General features: G+C 44.6%; 15 protein-coding genes. 14 read left to right on the plus strand and 1 reads right to left on the minus strand.

Annotated elements, in window-relative coordinates; translation table 11 throughout:
* Window positions 1-20: 20 nt before the first annotated feature.
* Window positions 21-1,127: an ABC transporter ATP-binding protein gene (locus AC6F33_RS03370; RefSeq protein ID WP_255747104.1), complete on the minus strand. Its 1,107-nt coding sequence runs from the start codon at window positions 1,125-1,127 to the stop codon at window positions 21-23.
* 265 nt (window positions 1,128-1,392) lie between these two features.
* On the opposite strand from AC6F33_RS03370, the gene AC6F33_RS03375 reads away from it, so the two are divergent.
* The 14 genes from AC6F33_RS03375 to AC6F33_RS03440 all read left to right on the plus strand — a co-directional run bounded on the left by AC6F33_RS03375 (window position 1,393) and on the right by AC6F33_RS03440 (window position 22,290).
* Window positions 1,393-2,685 (plus strand): aspartate aminotransferase family protein, encoded by a 1,293-nt coding sequence (locus AC6F33_RS03375; RefSeq protein WP_500777723.1) that lies wholly within the window; start codon window positions 1,393-1,395, stop codon window positions 2,683-2,685.
* A gap of 4 nt (window positions 2,686-2,689) precedes the next feature.
* A complete protein-coding gene (locus tag AC6F33_RS03380) occupies window positions 2,690-3,670 on the plus strand; it encodes a C-terminal binding protein (RefSeq protein ID WP_500777724.1) in 981 nt (326 codons plus the stop codon).
* Between the two features lie 228 nt (window positions 3,671-3,898).
* Window positions 3,899-5,179: a poly-beta-1,6-N-acetyl-D-glucosamine synthase gene (gene pgaC / locus AC6F33_RS03385; protein WP_500777725.1), complete on the plus strand. Its 1,281-nt coding sequence runs from the start codon at window positions 3,899-3,901 to the stop codon at window positions 5,177-5,179.
* Window positions 5,140-5,598 carry a poly-beta-1,6-N-acetyl-D-glucosamine biosynthesis protein PgaD gene (pgaD, locus tag AC6F33_RS03390; RefSeq protein ID WP_500777726.1) on the plus strand — a complete coding sequence of 153 codons (459 nt, stop codon included), beginning with the start codon at window positions 5,140-5,142 and terminating at the stop codon, window positions 5,596-5,598. The genes pgaC and pgaD overlap by 40 nt, the downstream gene beginning before the upstream one ends.
* Window positions 5,599-6,239: 641 nt before the next feature.
* Window positions 6,240-7,208: an NERD domain-containing protein gene (locus AC6F33_RS03395; protein ID WP_500777727.1), complete on the plus strand. Its 969-nt coding sequence runs from the start codon at window positions 6,240-6,242 to the stop codon at window positions 7,206-7,208.
* A 390-nt stretch (window positions 7,209-7,598) separates the two neighbouring features.
* Entirely contained in the window at window positions 7,599-9,158 is a 1,560-nt protein-coding gene (locus AC6F33_RS03400; RefSeq protein WP_255747096.1) for a GH25 family lysozyme, read from the plus strand.
* 543 nt (window positions 9,159-9,701) lie between these two features.
* The gene (gene ltrA, locus AC6F33_RS03405) at window positions 9,702-11,078 is read left to right on the plus strand and encodes a group II intron reverse transcriptase/maturase (RefSeq protein WP_480947509.1); all 1,377 of its coding nucleotides are present in this window, start codon (window positions 9,702-9,704) and stop codon (window positions 11,076-11,078) included.
* Between the two features lie 340 nt (window positions 11,079-11,418).
* The gene (locus tag AC6F33_RS03410; RefSeq protein WP_255748422.1) at window positions 11,419-12,495 is read left to right on the plus strand and encodes a FecCD family ABC transporter permease; all 1,077 of its coding nucleotides are present in this window, start codon (window positions 11,419-11,421) and stop codon (window positions 12,493-12,495) included.
* Between the two features lie 3 nt (window positions 12,496-12,498).
* Window positions 12,499-13,260: an ABC transporter ATP-binding protein gene (locus AC6F33_RS03415; RefSeq protein ID WP_255748423.1), complete on the plus strand. Its 762-nt coding sequence runs from the start codon at window positions 12,499-12,501 to the stop codon at window positions 13,258-13,260.
* Between the two features lie 14 nt (window positions 13,261-13,274).
* Window positions 13,275-14,192, plus strand: a complete 918-nt coding sequence (locus AC6F33_RS03420; protein WP_500777728.1) for an ABC transporter substrate-binding protein — start codon at window positions 13,275-13,277, stop codon at window positions 14,190-14,192.
* 454 nt (window positions 14,193-14,646) lie between these two features.
* A complete protein-coding gene (ltrA, locus tag AC6F33_RS03425; protein ID WP_480947509.1) occupies window positions 14,647-16,023 on the plus strand; it encodes a group II intron reverse transcriptase/maturase in 1,377 nt (458 codons plus the stop codon).
* 605 nt (window positions 16,024-16,628) lie between these two features.
* Window positions 16,629-17,114, plus strand: a complete 486-nt coding sequence (locus AC6F33_RS03430; protein WP_255748425.1) for an S-ribosylhomocysteine lyase — start codon at window positions 16,629-16,631, stop codon at window positions 17,112-17,114.
* A gap of 606 nt (window positions 17,115-17,720) precedes the next feature.
* The gene (locus AC6F33_RS03435) at window positions 17,721-19,154 is read left to right on the plus strand and encodes a transposase (protein ID WP_255749378.1); all 1,434 of its coding nucleotides are present in this window, start codon (window positions 17,721-17,723) and stop codon (window positions 19,152-19,154) included.
* A 13-nt stretch (window positions 19,155-19,167) separates the two neighbouring features.
* Window positions 19,168-22,290 carry a GH32 C-terminal domain-containing protein gene (locus AC6F33_RS03440; protein WP_500777729.1) on the plus strand — a complete coding sequence of 1,041 codons (3,123 nt, stop codon included), beginning with the start codon at window positions 19,168-19,170 and terminating at the stop codon, window positions 22,288-22,290.
* Window positions 22,291-22,334: the final 44 nt, after the last annotated feature.

Raw genomic sequence — 22,334 nt, forward strand, 5'->3', positions numbered from 1 at the left:
CTTTTTTTAATTATTCGCCGTTAGTCTTCGAATGTCAGAGACTGCTCATTTTCCGGATTAAAAAAATGAATTTTATTCGTATTTAAAGCCAGTGTTACATTTTCTCCATTCCTATACTCAGTCCGTGCATCAACACGAGCGATAAAGGTGTGTTTGCCTACTTGTGCATGAAGCATGAATTCGGCTCCCGTTAATTCGGCAATAATAATTTTAGCTTGAACCACACTAGAAGTATTTTCATCAATAAACAATGGCTCATCATGAATATCTTCAGGACGAATGCCCAGAATCACCGGTTTATCTGCGTAACCTTGTCGACGCAAAACCTTTAATTTACCTTCTGGGATTTCAATATTGATCTCTTCACCGACAAAATGTGTACCCTCCAACTTTCCGTGAAAGAAGTTCATTGGCGGAGATCCGATAAATCCACCTACAAACAGATTAATTGGATGATCATATACTTCTTTCGGACTTCCCACTTGCTGAATAACCCCATCTTTCATAATGACAATTCGAGTTGCCATTGTCATAGCTTCTGTCTGATCATGGGTCACATAGATCATTGTTGCTTTTAAATCGTTATGAAGTTTACTGATCTCCGAACGCATTTGGACGCGGAGCTTTGCGTCAAGGTTTGATAAGGGTTCATCCATCAAGAACACTCTTGCATTACGCACAATGGCTCGTCCTAGAGCGACACGCTGGCGTTGACCTCCAGAAAGCGCTTTAGGTTTTCTTTCCAGATAATCCTTAATTCCTAGAATTTCAGCTGCATGTTCAACGCTCTTTTTTATATCGGACTTTGGAATTTTGCGCAATTTCAGACCGAATGCCATATTGTCAAATACGGTCATGTGTGGGTAGAGGGCATAATTTTGAAAAACCATAGCGATGTCACGATCTTTAGGTACAACATCATTCATCTTTTTCCCGTTGATGTACAATTCACCCTTAGAGATTTCTTCAAGTCCAGCAATCATTCGTAAGGTCGTGGATTTTCCGCATCCAGAAGGACCGACAAAGACGATAAATTCCTCATCAGCAATCTCAAGATTAAAATCAGATACAGCTGCAACATTATTTTCATAGATTTTGTACATATGTTTAAGCTGCAGTTCAGCCATTGTTGTCACCCCTTTATTTACTATGAGTCAATAATAATGCAAACGTTTTAATTTTGGCATGGGATTGTGCCCAATAATATTGTTGTATTTGTGTGCGCTTTCATGACTTTTCTAGTATTTTGGAAATGGATTTATTTTTTTTACATTCAATCAAGTATTAGCTTTTTATAAAACCCAGCATATTCTCCTAAACCTCAAATACGCTATATAAAACGGGATTGGTCGTCAATGGGTCTATTACTTAGTCCCACTTGGGGGGATTTGCATGAAGTTCGAGGATTATCAGCCCTATTTGAGTCCGGCACTTGCGAAGGCAACGGACTTGATTGCAATCAGCGGTAAGGGCTGCTATTTGACTGATAATAAAGGCGATCGGTATCTGGATTTCGTTCAAGGTATTGCGGTCAACGCGCTGGGACATTGTCATCCGAAGGTTGTTGAGGCCATTAAAGCGCAGGCGGAGAAGCTGATTACGGCGTCGTTCAATGTGGTCAATTATCCGACAACGCTTGAGCTTGCAAAACGGTTGGCCGGGGTGACTCCGGGTGAGCTGAATTCTGCTTTTTTCTCCAATGGAGGAGCGGAGGCAGTGGACGGCGCACTGAAGCTGGCCAAGGTTTATACAAAAAGACCGGCGATCATTGCGTTTCAAGGCTCTTTTCACGGAAGGACCTTCGGGGCGTTATCCGTGACGGGTTCAAACGCAAACTATCGCAAGTATTATGAGCCTTTGGTTGGTTCAGTATATTTTACGGTGTATCCCTCGAAGGATCTATGTCCAAAGGGATTCAATGAGAAGCAGAGAACAGAGTTTTGTTTGAACGAACTGGATCGACTTTTTGAAAATCTCGTGGCGCCTGATCAGGTAGCGGCAATTATTATGGAACCTGTTCAAGGCGAAGGAGGCTATGTTGTTCCTTCGAAAGCATTTGTTCAGGGAATTCGTGAGCGCTGTGATCAGTATGGTATTTTGCTGATTATGGATGAGATTCAATCGGGTTACGGACGGACGGGGAGAATGTTTGCGAGCAGTCATTTTGATGTGGTGCCCGACATTATGACGGTGGGTAAAGCGATTGCCGGCGGGCTGCCGATGAGTGCGGTGATTTCAACGCCGACGATTATGGAAGAATGGTATCTGGGAATGCATGGCACTACTTTTGGCGGGAATCCGATTTGTTCGGCGGCGGCTTTGGCGGTATTGGATGAGTTCGAGCGATCCCATCTGCTCGAGCATGTGAATCAGGTCGGCGCGTATTTGAAAAGCAAATTAGTGGAACTGCAGAAGAAGTACAGCTGCATTTCCGATGTTCGAGGACTTGGATTGATGTTAGCTATTGAATTTTCTCATCCGGATGGCAGTCCCGCAGGAGATTTATTGGAAGCAGTCAGGGCAGGCTGTTTGGAAAATAAATTACTAACACTTTCCTGCGGCGTTCACCATAACGGAATGCGCTTTGCCACACCGTTGAATGTGACCTTCGATGAAATCGATCAAGGGGTTGCGATTATTGATTCTGTATTAAATCAAATGGGAAATCAAGTAAGAAAGGACTGAGGTCATGGCAAAGAGGAAAGTCCTTTATTACAACATTGACGATAATCTGGATTATGAACGTCATTTGCTGAACACGTGGGGGATTGAAAATCTGGAATTAATTGAAATCAAGGATTATGCCGGTGCTCAACCTTTTGTTGATCATGCGAAGGAGGCCGATGGAGTTGTTGTCGAATATCAGCAAATTACCCGGGAAATTATGGAGCAATTGCCGAATTTGAAAATAATAGCACTACAGGCAATAGGTATTGACAATGTGGATGTTGAAGCTGCAACTAATCATGGAGTCTGTGTGACGAATTGTCCGGGTTTCTGTTCGGAGGAAGTGGCACTCCATACGATTGGCTTGATGATTGACCTGACCCGAAAGATCACATTGCTCGATCGGACGGTGCGCGGCGGGAAGTGGGATCCATTATACGGATACAAGACGCATCGGTTGACCGGGAAAACCGTTGGACTCTATTTTTTCGGAAGCATTCCTAAAAAGATGATGCCTATACTTCATGCACTCAACGTTAAGGTACTTGTCTACGCCCCAACAAAAACGAAAGATTTTTTGGAAGAATACGGTGCAGAAAAGGCGAATACGTTTGAGGAACTGCTCACGCAGTCGGATATCCTGTCACTGCATTGTCCGCTCATGTCCTCGACCACACATCTCATTTCTTTGCGAGAATTGAAGCTGATGAAAAAGGATGCTTTTTTGATTAATACGGCACGCGGAAAGGTTGTTGATGAGGCAGCGTTGGCCAAAGCTTTAACGGAAGGTGAAATAAGAGCCGCGGCTGTTGATGTCATTGAAGATGAAGAGGCGGAAAGCAGTCCTTTATTTACTTTAGAAAATACGATTATTACCCCGCATTCCGCATTTATCTCCGAAGACTCCTTTTATGATGCACGGAAAACGACTTTGGAACAACTCGTGCAGCGATTAAGCAAAAATCAAAAACCATCAAACCTAGTGAATCCAGATGTTATGTAAAAGGCTTGGCACAGGCATTGAGAGCAGTCACCTTTTTAAAGGGTAACTGCTCATTTCTGTCATTGGATCGCTTTACTGTATGCGTGATCAAGACAGACAATTTATGGAAAAATTCCAGTGCAAAAGGCTGCTGTGATCGGGTTTCTGTGGTGATCAGAGGATGAGCATGCCATACTGTAAACCAAAAAATCATAGTGCTTTGCGAAAGGTAAAGAGTCAACATTCGATGTGTCAGTGGACTATTTTGTGAAACGAGAGATGGAAATGGAATTCATACATTTTAGCGTTGGGATGTTCTCTCGATTTGTCTTTTTTTATCCATTTATTATGTCTTTGTTGTGGATGGCGGGAGCGCTTTTGTTTTATCTATATCGGGAACGTCATGAATCGGTGGATTTTGAATCAATCAATTGGCCAATGGTGAGTTTCGTAGTGCCCTGTTATAACGAGAAATCCACGATTAGTGAAACGATCCGGCATTTGTCAGAAATGCCTTATCCAAAAAAAGAAATTATTGCTATAAATGACGGCAGCACAGACGGGACAGCAGAGGTGCTGGAACATTTGGCACGCCAATACAAAGCGTTGCGTGTGATTAACTGTGCGGAAAACTGCGGCAAGGCTAATAGTTTGCACCTTGCTTGCCACGCGGCAAACGCGGAATACCTCATTTGTGTTGATGCGGATGCCATTTTGGACTCGGATGCTGCTTACTATCTCGTCTATCAATTTTTACACAAAGGCGAACGTGTCGGTGCAGTAACCGGCAATCCGCGCGTACGCAATCGGAGCACTCTGCTCAGCAAGCTGCAGATTGTTGAATATGCCTCCATTGTTGGTTCCATCAAACGAACACAGCGGATGATCGGCAAGGTGATGACTGTATCAGGTGTTGTCGTTGCTTTTCGTAAAAAAGCGCTGGTTGATGTCGGACTGTGGGATCGTGATATGATCACGGAGGATATCGCTGTTTCATGGAAGCTTCAGCGTCGTTTCTGGGATATTCGCTATGAACCAAGGGCGCTGTGCTGGATGCTTGTTCCGGAAACGATTCGTGGAATTTGGAAGCAGCGTTTGCGCTGGGCACAAGGTGGAGAAGAGGTTCTGCTGAGACACGGTTCTATTTTTCTGGACTGGAAGCAGCGGCGGCTCTGGCCGATTTATGTGGAGCAATGTGCGAGTGTTTTCTGGTCCTTTTCCTGGCTTGTCTTGATGATTTGGAAACAGTTTACAGCGCAATCGTGGCAAGAACACGTGATTTGGCTGTCGTACGCTTCATTTGTCCTCGTGGCGATGAGCTTTCTTCAACTGCTTACTGCCACACTAATCGATTCAAAGCATGACGATGTGCGTCGTTATCTTCTCGTTGCGTGCTGGTATCCGATCTTCTATTGGATGTTAAGCACACTTGTTGTCATTGTTGCCTTTCCAAAGGCTGTTCGTGCACGATTGAGAGGAGGGTATGCGGTATGGGCAAGTCCGGACCGGGGTACAAACAAGCCTCTTTAATCATTGAACACAAATCTGCGGTATGGAAGCTTATTGGCACATTCATATTGACCACCGTTCTTTGGTTATATGGAGTGCTGATGTTTTTGATGTTATCGAGTGCGGTACTCCATGTACGATGGACAACCTTGAATCAAATCAAGGCCATGTTGCAGATCAGTGACCATTCTCTACGTTTATTTATGTACGTAGCCGTAATCGTATGGAGCATTTTTCTGTTCCTGATGTGCTTCTGGCGCGACTATAATAAAAGTCGTTTTGGCTGGCGAAATCGAAGAACGTACCCGACTCCGGTTACAGATGAAGAGATACGTGCACTCGACTTGATATCTGAAGAAGATTATCAACGGCTGAAGAGTGCTCAAGTGGTACGGTTTGACACCAATCCGATTCGACCGCTGAATGAGGGACGGGGATGACAGAAATGGAATCAATAAAAAAGCGCATGTCCAATTGTGGATATGCGCTTTTTTAGATAAATAAGAAATTTAGAGCTGAGAGGAAAATTCGCTCGCACAGGTGAACAGTGAACAACCGAAGATCCGGCAGATCTGTTGAAGATTTGGCTAACCTGTTGAAGATATGGCTAACCTGTTGAAGATCCGGCAGACCTGTTGAAGATTTGGCTAACCTGTTGAAGATCCGGCAGACCTGTTGAAGTTCATGCTGACCTGTTGAAGATATGGCTAACCTGTTGAAGATCTGGCAGACCTGCTGAAGATTTGGCTGACCTGTTGAAGTTCATGCTGACCTGTTGAAGATCCGGCAGACCTGTTGAAGATTTGGCTAACCTGTTGAAGATCCGGCAGACCTGTTGAAGATCCGGTAGACCTGTTGAAGATTTGGCTAACCTGTTGAAGATCCGGCAGACCTGTTGAAGATTTGGCTAACCTGTTGAAGTTCATGCTGACCTGTTAAAAAATTCGTTAACCTATTGAACCTTTAGCTAATTATTGCACATTGGTAAAATCCAATATAAACTTTTTTCATTCCATGCAGGTGATTTTGATTAATAAGTCGAATTTATTTATTGAATCATAATCAGAAAGGAAGTCGATGAATGTTTCTCAAAACTGTGGAAGTCCCAGTTTATATTGAGCAGTATCAAGCGTACGTGCGAAGGCTGCCGCCAAGCCAGCTTAGACATAATCTTGAATCACAATTTAAAAAGTATTGGACCGGATTTAGGGGTGAACAAATGCTGGAACCCTTACTTGCATCGCTCCCTGATAAAGAATATCTTATTTTTCACGATCTCCGCTTATTCAATGGTGTCCACTATTTTCAAATCGATTATCTAATCCTCACGGCAAAATTCATTTTAGTACTGGAAGTCAAAAATATCGCAGGAACGTTGACGCTTGATTTTCTAGCCCATATTCTTACTCGATTGCTCAATAATAAAAGAGAGATATTTCAAGACCCAACGTTTCAATCGGAAATGTTGAAAAAACAGTTGCAGGATTGGCTTGCTGAACACTGTGGCTACCTGCCGGGCATGCCGGTTGAAGATATCGTTGTTTTTGCTAGTCCCTCCACGTTTATCCGATTTATAAATGCAATAAATCATGAAGATCAAAAAGTGATCCGCAGCTCGCAATTGAAGAAAAAAACGATAGCTATAAATAATCAATTGAACTCAAGAGTTATTTCGTCAAAGATGCTCAAATCCGTTTCAAAGGAACTTATAAAGGGTCACCATCCCAAAACGCTGGATCTTATTAGGGACGGAACTGTGAGTTGCGTGGATTTGATCAAGGGTGTGCGGTGTCCTCATTGTGATTACATTCCGATGATTCGACTTCACCGAAATTGGAAGTGTCCCAGTTGTCGACAAACAGCACCGAAAGCTTATTTTCAGGCGCTACAGGACTACCGATTGCTTATGGGTCCAAAAATTACGACTCAGGATTGTAAACAATTTCTTCAACTTGAATCCACCTCAACATCGAAATATTTACTCCAAACGATGCATCCAAATTATACAGGAAATACTAGCAATAGAACTTATTACCTAACTGAAAAATGATTTTTGTATCGTCTCCATATAAACGAGTTACGTCTTTGCGAATATAGTCGTGACCTTTTCATTTAATTGAGTAAAAAAGATTGAGCGAGAGGAGATTTCCACTGACTCAATCTTTGAATCCGAACAGTCAGCCTATTTTCAGGTATCAAACCGTGAGACTATTAATCATTCTAAAATTGTCGTTTTTCAATGGCGTTGCTGTCAATCTACATTTTTCTTTGAACAGGAAATTCTTTCTCTTGCAAACTTTGTCGAATTTTTCATATAGGTGTTTGGCTCTATGTACACTCTACTAGAAAAGTGCTATTTTTATAGAGTACATAGTGTTCCAGCTTTGTAACAATGAGTTGAGCCATGGGAGGTTCTAACAACAAAAAGGGAGAGTGAAAAGTGAAGCTACAAGCAAGGCATTTGGTTTCGGGTCTTTTGGCAATGGCTTTGGTTGCGTTGTCACTAAGCTTTACAGGTGGTACCGCGCAGGCAAGCTCTTCGTACAGTTCCTACGTCACTTCTTACACATTGAAAGTCCGCAGTAAGGCAAGTACTCATTATCGCACATTACGCACATTGAACATGGGGAATAAAGTCACGGTGACGAGCCGATCAGGGAAATATTCCCGGATTAAGTACGGCAGTACAACCGGCTACGTTCAAACGCAGCATTTAAGCCGCAGTAAATATAAGTCTTACAGTGCTTATGTAACCTCTTACACACTGAAAATGCGCAGTAAAGCAAGCGTTCATTTTTCGACCAAGCGTACTTTGGCTATGACGAACAAGGTTAAGGTTATCGGCAAAGGTAAGAAGTATGCACTAGTCAACTACGGCGGCACAACCGGTTATGTTCAGAACATCCATCTGAATCAGAGCAAATTCCAACCGATTGATGCGTATGTGACTTCCTACACATTAAAGGTACGTGACCATGCGAGTGTTCATTACTCAATTCGCCGCACGTTGGCGATGGGCGATAAACTTTCTGTTATCGGCAAAGGCAATAAATATGCGCTCGTTAATTTTGGCGGCACGATCGGTTACGTGCAAAACATTCATTTAAACTCGCAACCATTCCAAGCGTATAATGCTTATGTCACATCAAACACGTTGAAAATTCGTGATAATGCGAGTGCTAAGTTTACGACGCGATTGGTCATGATGGTCAATAATCGTGTGACAGTCACGGGCAAAGGAAATAAATATGCCCAAGTTAAATTTGGCAATATTACCGGCTATGTTCAAGGAAAATACCTGACTACTACACAGCCCGCAGCTTCGAGCAACCAGCCGACTGACCCGCCGGTAACCAACGGCTCTCAGTTTGGTTTGGATATTTCACACTATCAAAATGATGCCGGTAAAGGAAATATTGACTTCAATGCGATCAAACAAGATGGCAACAGCTTTATCATTGCAAAGGCATCGGAAGGCGGCGGTACGGACAGCACATTTGTCAACAACGCCGTTGGAGCAAAAAATGCAGGATTGACTGTCAATGCCTATCATTTCTTCCGCGGATCTGATGAAGCCGGCTCCAGAAACGAAGCCAATGTTTTCTCAAATCAGATTCACGCGGCAAATGCGCAAGGCGTTTCCATTCATTATCTCTTTATTGATGTCGAGACTAAAAACAATGTTGACAAACCGACGCTGACGAACAATGTGCTTGCATTTATCGATCAGATGAGAAAGAACGGATTTAACCAACTGGGAATCTATTCAAACCTCTCGTTCTATAATAATGCAATTGATTTACCAGGTGTTGTCGCTGCGCAGCCTCAGCAGCCGAAATTCTTGGTATGGCTCGCACGTTATCGTGGTACGGAGACGCAGCAAGGACCGGGTGCCAACTTTAATGTTGATATCTGGCAGTATACGAGCAGCGGATCATCGAGCGGTGTTGTCGGTGCGGTAGACAAGAATATTTGGTATTACACAATTAATGGACTGTAATTGTAAGTCACAAGTTCTCTGAATCCTCTCTGAATTATGGATGAATATCTATAATTCAAAGGGGATTTTTTGTACTATAAGAAAGTATAGAGCGACCGAGCAAGGTCGTGCCTTATAGCGGGTGGGAAGCCCGTCGGAAAAGAGCTAGCCACTCATCCGTAGCGAGTCTTGGAGAACGAAAGGCAACTTTGGTTTTTAAGCGTAGACAGCGAGCCAGTGGGCCGTAAGCCAAGTGGTTGAAGGGATTGAGCCTCGAAAACTTATGAAATGGGAATGCCGATGGCGTTATACTTCCAGAAGGCAACACGCCAGACATCGTTAAGGCAAGAGGTCTGGGGGTTCCCCGGGGTCAGAGACCATGGCACGCTGAGCATCAATAAGGTACGGCAACTCGGGAGATCCCAGCGGGTCTTTCGAAAGAAAGTATAGCGAACCAAGCAATCAAATGTAAGGACGTTAAATGTCTGCTGGGAAGTCGGAGGAAGCACATAGTACCCATGATATCGGGTAATGCCGGTTGAGGGAAGGTGTTTTCCCTTGTTTATGAATCTTATCTGGGACACATCGGCACACACAGAGGTGACAGTAGAGATGACTACAAAACAGGTAAGAATAGCAGAGCTAGCGAAGGAAAATCCGAAGATGGCCTTCACCTCTCTGGCTCATTTATTGAGCGTAGAGGAATTGAGGGTCTGTCACCGGGAACTGCAGGGAAACAAAGCAGCGGGCATCGATCAGATGACGAAGGCAAGCTATCAAGAACATCTTGATGAACACCTTGCCGATCTGGATAAGCGCCTGAAGCAGAAAAGCTATCGGCCGCTCCCTGTCCGGCGGACATATATTGATAAACCGGGAACAAAGAAGAAACGCCCACTGGGCATCCCTGCCTATGAGGATAAAATTGTTCAGCGGGGTCTGGCGAAGATCCTTAATGCCATCTATGAGCAAGACTTTCTTAACTGTTCCTTCGGTTTCCGCCCAAATAGGAACTGCCATGATGCACTTAAAGTCCTGAATGTCTTCATTGAAAAGAAGTACACGAACTACATTGTTGATGTGGACATCAGGGGCTTTTTCGATCATGTCGACCATCAATGGATGATGCGTTTTCTCAAGCTACGGATCAAGGATCCAAGCTTTCTGAGGCTCATTGCCCGTTTTCTAAAAGCGGGTTACATGGAGAAGGAAACTTGGCACGCAAGCGAACAAGGGACGCCGCAAGGCGGACTGATCTCGCCGATCCTAGCTAACGTCTATCTGCACTATGTGATTGACCTATGGTTTACGAAAGCGGTGAAGAAACAGTGCCAGGGACAGGCTTATCTGGTGCGCTATGCCGATGACTTTGTCTGTTGTTTTCAGTATAAACAGGAAGCCCAACGATTCTATTGCGATCTGAAGCGGCGCCTAGAAAAATTTAACTTGGCGCTTGCGGAGGAGAAAGCGAGGATCATCCCTTTCGGACGATTCGCTCAGGAAAATGCCAAGAGAAATGGAAACAGGAAGCCAAAGACTTTTGACTTCCTGGGATTCACCCACTATTGTGGGCAAAGTAAAAGCGGACATTTTCGAGTCAAGAGGAAAAGCAGCCGAAAGAAAGTGGGTGCCAAACTCAAAGCCTATTCGCAGTGGCTGAAAGGCCATCGGACCCAAGAGATTGACTTCATCATGGATCGGCTCAAGAGGTCATTGACCGGCTATTACAACTACTATTGTATCACCGATAACAGTCTAAGCGTGAGCGCTTTTCGATTGCAGGTGATTCGGTTGTTGTATAAATGGTTAAACAGAAGGAGCCAGAAACGATCGTTCACATGGGAAAAATTTAATCAATTTCTCAAACGCTTCCCTCTGCCGCAACCGCGAATCAAGGTCAATATTTATCAACTTCGGTCGGAGCTGAGCTACATTCTGTGAACCATGAACAAGAAGAGCCGTGTGCGTAAATAGCGCACGCACGGTTCCGTGAGGGGACAGAAGATGTGAATCGCTGTCCTACTCGACTAGATTTTAAGGAAAATAGTATAAGTGCAACTAAGTCTTCGCCTTCGTCAGAGGCTAGGCGAAGCCAAGTTTTCTTATGTTTTTTTGCAGGTTGCAACAGAATTTTTGATCGAGAAGGAGCACAAATTGAGTCGGTTTACTATAACCGGTTTTTTTGATTGACGTATTGTTTTTTGCCCTATTATACGTTAATATAATTATTGTCGATAATGAGAATCATTATCAACCATATAGAATGAGATGAGGTGACATTTTGCAACGGCAGGAATCACGAGGGGTAACAGGTTATTTCTATTATCCTATTATTCTTCTTTTGCTCTTTTTGATCGCTGTTTCAGCGGTTTATTCTGTATCGATTGGACAAGTACATATCCCATTCGGAAAATCGATGAATATCTTATTGCACGTACTGACCAATGGCAAGTTGGGTTCTTCGAGTGCGGTAGGAAATGAGTCATACTTCAATATTATCTATCAGATCCGAATGCCACGTGTGATTTTTGCTTTATTGATCGGTATAGGTCTTTCTCTATGTGGAACTGTGATGCAGGCCGTTGTGCAAAATCCGCTTGCTGATCCATATATTATTGGCATTTCTTCGGGAGCTTCTCTTGGAGCTACGGTCGCAATCTTGATCGGTTTTGGTTCAAGCGCTCTCTTTGCAAATTTTGGAGTCGCTTTCGGCGCTTTTGCCGGCGCAGTCGTAACCTCTGCCGCGGTGCTTCTGCTCTCAAGCATTGGCGGAAAGGCGACCTCAGTGAAGCTTGTACTTTCAGGGGTTGTTGTCGGGGCCTTTTGCAGTTCACTCTCAAGTCTGGTGATCTACTTTGCCAACAATGCAGAGGGTGTCCAGCAGGTTGCTTTCTGGTCTATGGGGAGTCTTGCTCCGTCAAGCTGGGAAAAGGTACCGATTTTAGCCATTGTTGTCTTGCTTGGCAGCGGTATTTTTCTTTTCCAGCATCGCGTTTTAAACACCATGCTTCTCGGGGATGAATCGGCGGTGACACTTGGAATTAATCTGAGCGTGTTTCGTAAGACCTACATGGTGCTCGCGGCGCTGATCACGGGAACGATGGTTGCTTATTCTGGGACGATTGGCTTTGTCGGCTTAATTGTTCCGCATATTTGCCGCGGGCTTTTTGGAGCGGATCATAGACGTTTGATGCCGGCAACGCTTCTGCTTGGCGGTCTCTTTTTAATCTGGGCAGACATCTTGTCCCGTATACTGATTCCCAATGTTGACCTTCCGATCGGAATCATTACATCAGTGATTGGTTCGCCGCTGTTTATCTATATGATTGTGAAAAAAGGCTATAACTTTGGAGGCTGAGGAATGGAACTTGCGGCAAAAGAACTGCACGTGCGCAGAGGCAAAAAAGAAATCATCAAAAATGCTTCTGTATTTGTGAAAAACAAGCAGTTTGTCGGGCTGATCGGGCCAAATGGCTGCGGCAAGTCGACACTGCTTAAAAGTATCTATAAAAGTCTAACACCCCAGAGCGGCAGCGTTTTTTTAAATGATCTTGATGTTCTGAAGAGTTCAGAGAAAAAGGTGTCACAGCGCTTGGGCGTTGTTGGGCAGTTCAATGAAATGAGCTTTGATTTAACCGTTGAGCAGATGGTGCTTCTCGGACGGACTCCGCATAAGAAATTGTTGGAGCCGGATCAATCGGATGATTATGAGATTGTAGAAGAGGCACTGAGGCGCACACGATTACAGGATTATCGCTCGCGCAGCTATCAGTCACTTTCCGGTGGTGAGAAGCAGCGGGTTATTCTCGCGCGCACCATTGCGCAGCAGCCGCAATTAATGATTCTCGATGAACCAACGAATCATCTTGATATACGCTACCAATTTGAGATTCTTTCCTGCGTGAAACAGCTTGGCATCAGTGTCCTGGCTGCGCTTCATGATCTGGAGTTGGCGGTTATGTACTGTGACTATATATACGCGGTTAAAGACGGTGAAATTTATGCACACGGGAAGCCGGAAGACGTACTGACTCCCGAAACCGTTGAAGCACTCTATCAAATTAAATGCCAGACCTTTATAAATCCAGTGACAAAACATATAGGCTTCGCCTATGGAATCTGAGGAGGATAACATACATGAAAAAGAAATTACTTGCCTGCTGTCTAACAGGCATTTTACTACTCGCCGGATGCGGCAGCTCGACAACAACAAGTGGATCGGATAAGGCTGCTGAAAGTAGCAAATCGCACTATCCGCTGACGATTCATAACTATACGAAAGCAGAAGGTGGTACCGAATGGAAGAAGAAAGATCAGATCATTAAGAAGGAACCGAAGCGAGTGATGGCAACGACCCGAACGGTAGCCGAACTGCTCCTCCATCTCGGATTGAAAGACAAGATCGTCGGTGTTGGCGGGAACTTCGGAGCTGCGGACACATCGGTTGAAAAACAGTACAACTCATTGAAGAAGCTTGGCAGCTCCTATGTTGGCAAAGAAGCAGCGATCGGTACGAATCCCGATATCATTGTCAGCCGTGGCGATTTGTTTGACAATGCGGACTGGGGTGTCGGAACGGTTGATTCGCTGAACTCGATGGGCGTCAATACCTATGCATTGAAGTCCTCGATTCGCGGCGGTACCTATGATGACATCTACAAAGATATTGACAATTTGGGGAAAATCTTCAATGTTCAGGATAAAGCCAAAGCGTTTTCCGACAAACTGAAGGCTCATCAGAAAAAAATTACGTCGCAGTTATCGAAAATTAAAAAGACGCAGACCTTCGCTTATCTGCATATGTCGGATCCAAAAGAAGTTTACGTCTATTCTGCTTATAATGAAACGTTCTTCAATAATGCATTTAAGATGGTCAAGCTCAATAATGTCTTCCAAAATGTGAATGGCAATGTCAGCGTTGAAACCTTGGTGAAAACGAACCCTGACGTGCTGATTGTTCTGGATTGGGGAGCGGACGGAAGTAAAATGAAAAAGGCCCTTTACTCAAATCCGAAGCTGTCCAGTATGAAAGCGATCAAAAATAAAAAAGTATAGAGCGACCGAGCAAGGTCGTGCCTTATAGCGGGTGGGAAGCCCGTCGGAAAAAGAGCTAGCCACTCATCCGTAGCGAGTCTTGGAGAACGAAAGGCAACTTTGGTTTTTAAGCGTAGACAGCGAGCCAGTGGGCCGTAAGCCAAGTGGTTGAAGGGATTGAGCCTCGAAAACTTATGAAATGGGAATGCCGATGGCGTTATACTTCCAGAAGGCAACACGCCAGACATCGTTAAGGCAAGAGGTCTGGGGGTTCCCCGGGGTCAGAGACCATGGCACGCTGAGCATCAATAAGGTACGGCAACTCGGGAGATCCCAGCGGGTCTTTCGAAAGAAAGTATAGCGAACCAAGCAATCAAATGTAAGGACGTTAAATGTCTGCTGGGAAGTCGGAGGAAGCACATAGTACCCATGATATCGGGTAATGCCGGTTGAGGGAAGGTGTTTTCCCTTGTTTATGAATCTTATCTGGGACACATCGGCACACACAGAGGTGACAGTAGAGATGACTACAAAACAGGTAAGAATAGCAGAGCTAGCGAAGGAAAATCCGAAGATGGCCTTCACCTCTCTGGCTCATTTATTGAGCGTAGAGGAATTGAGGGTCTGTCACCGGGAACTGCAGGGAAACAAAGCAGCGGGCATCGATCAGATGACGAAGGCAAGCTATCAAGAACATCTTGATGAACACCTTGCCGATCTGGATAAGCGCCTGAAGCAGAAAAGCTATCGGCCGCTCCCTGTCCGGCGGACATATATTGATAAACCGGGAACAAAGAAGAAACGCCCACTGGGCATCCCTGCCTATGAGGATAAAATTGTTCAGCGGGGTCTGGCGAAGATCCTTAATGCCATCTATGAGCAAGACTTTCTTAACTGTTCCTTCGGTTTCCGCCCAAATAGGAACTGCCATGATGCACTTAAAGTCCTGAATGTCTTCATTGAAAAGAAGTACACGAACTACATTGTTGATGTGGACATCAGGGGCTTTTTCGATCATGTCGACCATCAATGGATGATGCGTTTTCTCAAGCTACGGATCAAGGATCCAAGCTTTCTGAGGCTCATTGCCCGTTTTCTAAAAGCGGGTTACATGGAGAAGGAAACTTGGCACGCAAGCGAACAAGGGACGCCGCAAGGCGGACTGATCTCGCCGATCCTAGCTAACGTCTATCTGCACTATGTGATTGACCTATGGTTTACGAAAGCGGTGAAGAAACAGTGCCAGGGACAGGCTTATCTGGTGCGCTATGCCGATGACTTTGTCTGTTGTTTTCAGTATAAACAGGAAGCCCAACGATTCTATTGCGATCTGAAGCGGCGCCTAGAAAAATTTAACTTGGCGCTTGCGGAGGAGAAAGCGAGGATCATCCCTTTCGGACGATTCGCTCAGGAAAATGCCAAGAGAAATGGAAACAGGAAGCCAAAGACTTTTGACTTCCTGGGATTCACCCACTATTGTGGGCAAAGTAAAAGCGGACATTTTCGAGTCAAGAGGAAAAGCAGCCGAAAGAAAGTGGGTGCCAAACTCAAAGCCTATTCGCAGTGGCTGAAAGGCCATCGGACCCAAGAGATTGACTTCATCATGGATCGGCTCAAGAGGTCATTGACCGGCTATTACAACTACTATTGTATCACCGATAACAGTCTAAGCGTGAGCGCTTTTCGATTGCAGGTGATTCGGTTGTTGTATAAATGGTTAAACAGAAGGAGCCAGAAACGATCGTTCACATGGGAAAAATTTAATCAATTTCTCAAACGCTTCCCTCTGCCGCAACCGCGAATCAAGGTCAATATTTATCAACTTCGGTCGGAGCTGAGCTACATTCTGTGAACCATGAACAAGAAGAGCCGTGTGCGTAAATAGCGCACGCACGGTTCCGTGAGGGGACAGAAGATGTGAATCGCTGTCCTACTCGACTAGCATGGATTACAATTATCTGTTCAGTTACAGCTACAACACGCTTGATGGTCTGGATACACTCGCAAAAGAAATGTATCCTGACTTGTATAAATAAAAAACGTACTTACCATAATCTAACAAAACCGCCGTCCGCTGCAGCTTGCGAACAGCGGTTTTCTTTAAATCAGTGCATAAAAATCGACGGTAAAAGAACCAACAAAAAATTCTAAGGTTAGAAGAAAAATAGAAATCAAGAAACCAAGACTGCCTAAATCACAGTTGACACATATGAATTATGTGTATAAAATAACGTTAATCCATTAGAGAGGGGATCAGCTCTGATTCATCATGAAACATGAATAGCGGAACAGTCTGTGCTTTGCATACAATATTCGCACCGAAGTCGATTCTTTTGTATTTTGGATTTAGACAGATAGCTCATTAACCAATCACTTAATCATGCAATAAATAGTGCGATGCTGATAAAATAGTAATAGGTCATTACGAAAATACAAAAAGGCGAGGCGATTGTAGTCATGGCAAAGGTTGAAAGTTTTACTCTTGATCATACGAAAGTCAAGGCTCCATATGTCCGATTAATTGCGACACAAAAAGGTCCTAAGGGCGATGTGATTCAAAATTATGATTTGCGTTTTGTACAGCCGAATGAAAATGCGATTCCGACAGCAGGGCTGCATACGATTGAACACATGCTGGCCAGTCTGCTGCGTGATCGACTGGAAGGCGTGATTGACTGCTCGCCATTTGGCTGCCGCACCGGTTTTCACTTGATTCTTTGGGGCGAACATGAACCAATTGACGTTGCCAAAGCGCTGAAGGGTTCGCTTGAATTTATCGCAAACGAAGCCACTTGGGACGACGTTCAGGGAACGACGATTGAAAGCTGCGGCAATTATCGTGATCACTCACTCTTCTCAGCCAAGGAATGGTCAAAGAAGATTGTTGAAGAAGGTATCAGCTCAGATCCATTTGAACGCAAAGTGGTTAAGGAATCAATTTAACTAATCGTTTGAACCAACCTGAGTAGTCCAATAGCATTTTGAGCTGTTCGATGACACTACAATTTTTTTACTAAAAAGCGAAACGATCTGAATCCATGGTGTAAGTGGGTTCGGGTCGTTTTTTGCGTGCATCTTTTAAGAGGTCAGCTCTAATCTAGTAATCTATTTTCTAGTGTTTTAGAAATCTACTTTAATTAACTCTAGTGAATCTTTTTTTTGTTCAATCTGTTTCATTTTTAGAATTAGTGAGTTGCTTACATAAAATGTAAAAAAATGATCATCAAATTTTTTCCACTATTAGCAAGCTTTTTCACAAACTTTATCAGCAATTAAAAATAACACACTAATTGGAATGAAACTTGCATAACAAAATGTGTTAATGAAAGCGCTTAATAAAATAGAGGAGGTTAAAAAGTTGAATCGACTACTCAAATTCAGTATTGCGTTACTTACTGGAGAGTGAAAAGTTCTGTGTAAATAAAACAAAAGGATAACCCTTAAATGGGATTTTATGGTATCCTCTAATTCACCACAAATAGAGAGGAAAAATCGCCAAGGGTTATCGTTCTTCTAGTTTATCCTGTTCCTTCGCGATTGACTAGTGCCATGTTAAAATTTATCGATTCTATACTTCTGTTATTCCGTTCTTGTTTCCATAGATTCGCCGCATTCAAATGGTTTGTTGTGATCATTACCGGTTTGATGATTCGCTCCGATTCTCTTGGGGTCACTTCCGTGATTCGTGACTTGACCCTCAATCCTAGAGGTTATGAATCGATGATTCATTTTTTTCGCTCCTCTGCTTGGTCACTGGATGATTTACGTCAGAAATGGCTGCACATTGTGCTCCAGTTTGCGCCACTTAAGCGTGAAGGAGAAGCCGTGATTCTCGTTGGCGATGGGGTCAAACAGGCGAAAGAAGCGCGACACATGCCGGGCGTAAAGAAGCTTTATCAAGAGTCCGAGGATGTGTCCAAATCTGCTTTCATCTTTGGTCATCTCTGGGGCGCCGTCGGCGTCCTGATGGGAACCACAGGCAAAGTCCTTTGCCTACCTCTATTCCTTAACCTTCAAGACGGGGTCAAAAGCATCTTTAGCTGGGAGGACGGTCACAAAGCGTGTGACGATTCGCATGTGGTTCAGATGATCGATCAAGGCTATGCCGCAGCTAAAGTTCTGGGGCATGCGCTGTTTCTCCTTGATCGTTATTTTTTATCGGTGCCGGCGCTTCAACGACTCGATCTGCGGAATCAGGAAGGGACGGTGAAACTGGATCTGGTAACCCGAGCCAAAGCTTCCGCAGCGGCCTATGAGTATCCCGTTCAAACGGGGCGAAGGGGGCGGCCAAGAAAGAAAGGGGCGAAGGTCAAGCTGAACACCCTGTTTGCTTCCCGAAGCGACGCGTTTCAGGCGGTCACACTTCCGTTGTATGGTAAAGAAGAACCCGTGTCGTATCTCTGTCGGGATCTGCTTTGGGGTACGGGGATGTATCACGAACTGCGCTTTGTACTGGTTAAGATGTGCGGGCGGCAGGACATTCTGGTAAGCACGGATCTGACCTTGTCTCCCGAAGCGATCATACGTCTCTATGCTCGGCGTTTTACCATCGAAACCACCTTTCGGACAATGAAACAGTCGTTGGGAGCCTTCACGTATCATTTTTGGAGTCGATCCATGCCGAAACTGAAACGTTACCTTAAAAAGGATGAATCTCAGCCGGTGGATCAGGTGGTCGACCGGAACGCCCGGAAACAAATCCTACAAGCGGTGAACGCCATGGAAGGATACATGATGTGCAGTTGTATCGCGCTGGGACTTCTTCAGATGGTGGCCTTACGCTACTCAAAGAGAGTGCCACAACTGTTTTTTCGTTATTTGCGCACGCCATCGAAAGGTATTGTCTCTGAAGCGACCGTTATGGTCTATTTGCGCCGTTCGATTTTTTGCCTGTTTGCCCGAAACCCACGTTTAACCATAACGCAAATAATTCGAGAAAAGCAGGAAACACCTGAAGTACAGGACGAATTACGAATTTCTTAGCAGCTTAGAACTTTTGACTGTCGAGTTACTTATAGGTATAGGATTAATGGTGCCGTCACTGCCGGTGCAAGTCAAGGCGGAGGATTCGAGCAGTCATTACTATCAAGAGCCATATCGTAATCAGTATCATTACTCAGCTCAACAGAATTGGTTGAACGATCCGAATGGATTGATTAAATACAATGGTGTCTATCATATGTTTTATCAGTATAATCCGGAAGGCAATGAATGGGGCAATATGTCCTGGGGACATGCCATCAGTAAAGACCTCGTTCACTGGAAGGAACAGAAGGTAGCCATTCCGGAAGATGATAACGATGCGTGGGTAGACTTTTGGATGCAAACGAAGGATGATGCTAAGCCTGTCCATTATTTGGGGCGCCCAACCACAAACTGGGATCTCAACAATCCGAATGGCAAGCGGTATATCTTCAGCGGTTCCGTTGTGCTTGATAAAAATAATGTGAGCGGCTTTGGTCAGAATACGCTGATCGCCTTCTACACGAGTACGTATCAGGTGTGCGTGCGGGATGATGATTACAGCAAGGATTCGCTCGGAAATATCATCGGCATCCGTGAAGTGCAGGAACAGAATATGGCCTACAGTACGGATGGCGGAAAGACGTTTAAAAAATATAATAATCAAAAGCCGATTATTCCGGTTACTGAGGTGCGGACAAAGGATGCGGGCAATTTCCGTGATCCGAACGTTGTGTATGACGAGGCGAATCAGGAGTGGATCATGCCTGTTGTATCCGGGCAGGAAGTTGAAATTTTTGCATCGAAGAATTTAAAGGATTGGGATTATCAAACAAGCATCAAGCGTGAAAATGATGTGGGAAACGGTGTTTGGGAGTGCCCGGAACTGATTCCAATGACAGTTAAGGGAACCAACGAAAAGAAGTGGGTGCTGTCACTGAGTGTGCAAAATGGCGCTCCTGCCGGCGGGTCGGGTATGCAGTATTTTGTAGGAACGCTCGGCAAAAATGATGCGGATAAGATTGCATTCACTCCGGATACAGATGACACCATGAAGAATCCGCAATGGTTCGACTATGGCGAAGATTTTTACGCGGGTATTACGTTTGCCAATGTACCGGATCGCACGATTATGCTTGGATGGATGTCCAACTGGACGTACAACGGGGAGCAGAACACGTCACCTTGGAAGGGCGAGATGACCTTGCCGCGCGAGCTGAACTTAGAGAAATCGGACAGCGGTTATACGATTCGGCAAGAGCCTGTTTCAGAGATTGATGATCAAATTGGACAAGGTGCTATAAACCTTGGAGATGAGAAGATCAAGGACAGCTACGGGGATACCGAAACGTCGCAGATTAAGGACTTTTCAGGAACACAATATAAAATCAGTGCAGATTTTACTTGGACAAATGCTTCGGAGCCGAATGATCTCGGCTATTTGCTCCGACAGTCCGATGACGGTTCAAAATATGTAAAGGTCGGCTATGATCCGCAAAAGCAGATCGTTTATCTTGACCGTACCAAGGACGGCGAATCGATTAATCGCCAGGAAACAAAAGTAAAGCTGGACAAAAAGGCAAGCAGCATTAAGCTAACCGTATACGTGGATACCTCTTCTATTGAAGTCTTTGTCAATGATGGAGAAAAAGTAATCACACAGCTTGTTTACCCGAATCCGGATCAGCCGTCTGATTCACGCAACCTAGCTTATTTCGTTAATAATGGTACGGTATCGATCAGTCAGGCTGAGGGTGAACATCTTAAAAGCATCTGGGGAAATAATCCAAGTATTAAAGCACCGAATGAGACGACATTGAATTATGGTGACAGTTTTGATGCACTGAATGGCGTGTCGGCCAATGATTTGAAGGATGGCGATCTGACTTCTGATATCAAGGTGTCCGGAGATACAGTGAAAACGAAAACGCCTGGCACCTATCAAATAACCTATTCAGTAGCGAATCAGGCCGGAGTAACAGCAACAAAAACAATAAAAGTCAACATTGTGATGGATGGACAAGCTGCTGCCGATGACGCTGTCCAATTGGTTGAAACGGCGGAACAGAGTCAGCTGCAGAAGGATGCAGATGCAGCAAAGCTGTTTGTTGCTCAGCTGCCGGAAGGAACGACCAAGGATTCGCTGAATGCTCGGTTGAAAGTCGTACAAGAGAAGATAGATGGTGCGGCTGCAGCAGAGGAGGCGGCAAAGGCAGTAGAAGCGGCAACAAAAGCAGTAGAGCAGGCGGAACAAACCAAATCGCAGGCAGATGTGGATGCAGCAAAAGTTAAAGTCAATGCTTTGGCGGAAGGAACGACGAAGGATTCGCTGAATGCTCGGTTGAAAGTTGTACAAGAGAAGATAGATGGTGCGGCTGCGGAAGAGGAGACGGCAAAGGCAGTAGAAGCGGCAACAAAAGCAGTAGAGCAGGCGGAACAAACCAAATCGCAAGCAGACGTGGATGCTGCTCGAGTCAAGGTCAATGCTTTGGCGGACAGCGATGCAAAATCTGCCTTGGAAAAACGTCTTGATGCGCTTCAAAAGACGAGTGATACGGAGAATGCGAAAGAACGTACTTACTATGTGAAAAAGGGCTCCTATCTTTACAGTACGTCAAGCGGCAGCAAGACCAGAATTGATTTTATCGCTGTTAATACAAAGGTCAAGACCAAGACCGACCCATCAGCCAAGATGTACAAGATCACTTATAAAGGAAAAACAGGCTACATTTACAGAGTTAACCTTGGGGAAAAGCCCCTGTCCGTCACACGCTATGTCCATAAATCATCGTATTTGTACAGCACCAATACGAGTAAAAAGCGCAAGGGAATTAAGATCGCAACAAATGTGAAACTGCAGACAATCAGTACGCTCTCATCAAAAATGTACAAAGTGACGTACAAGGGAAAAACAGGCTACGTCTATAAAGTGAATCTCGGAACTAAAGCACAGTCCGTGACGCGTTACGTTCACAAGCCATCGTATTTATACAGCACCAATACGGGTAAGAAACGAAAAGGAATCAAGATCCCGAAAAATACAAAGCTCAAGACCAAAAGTCCCCTGTCAGCAAAAATGTACAAGGTCACTTATAAAGGCAAAACGGGTTATGTATATCGGGTCAATCTAGGCACAAAGCCGCTGAAGAAGCGCTGAGTGCGGAAATAAATAAGAAACAAAAACACCGGAGCGGTAAAAAT

This window comes from Sporolactobacillus sp. BBK16-2, from assembly GCF_059878335.1.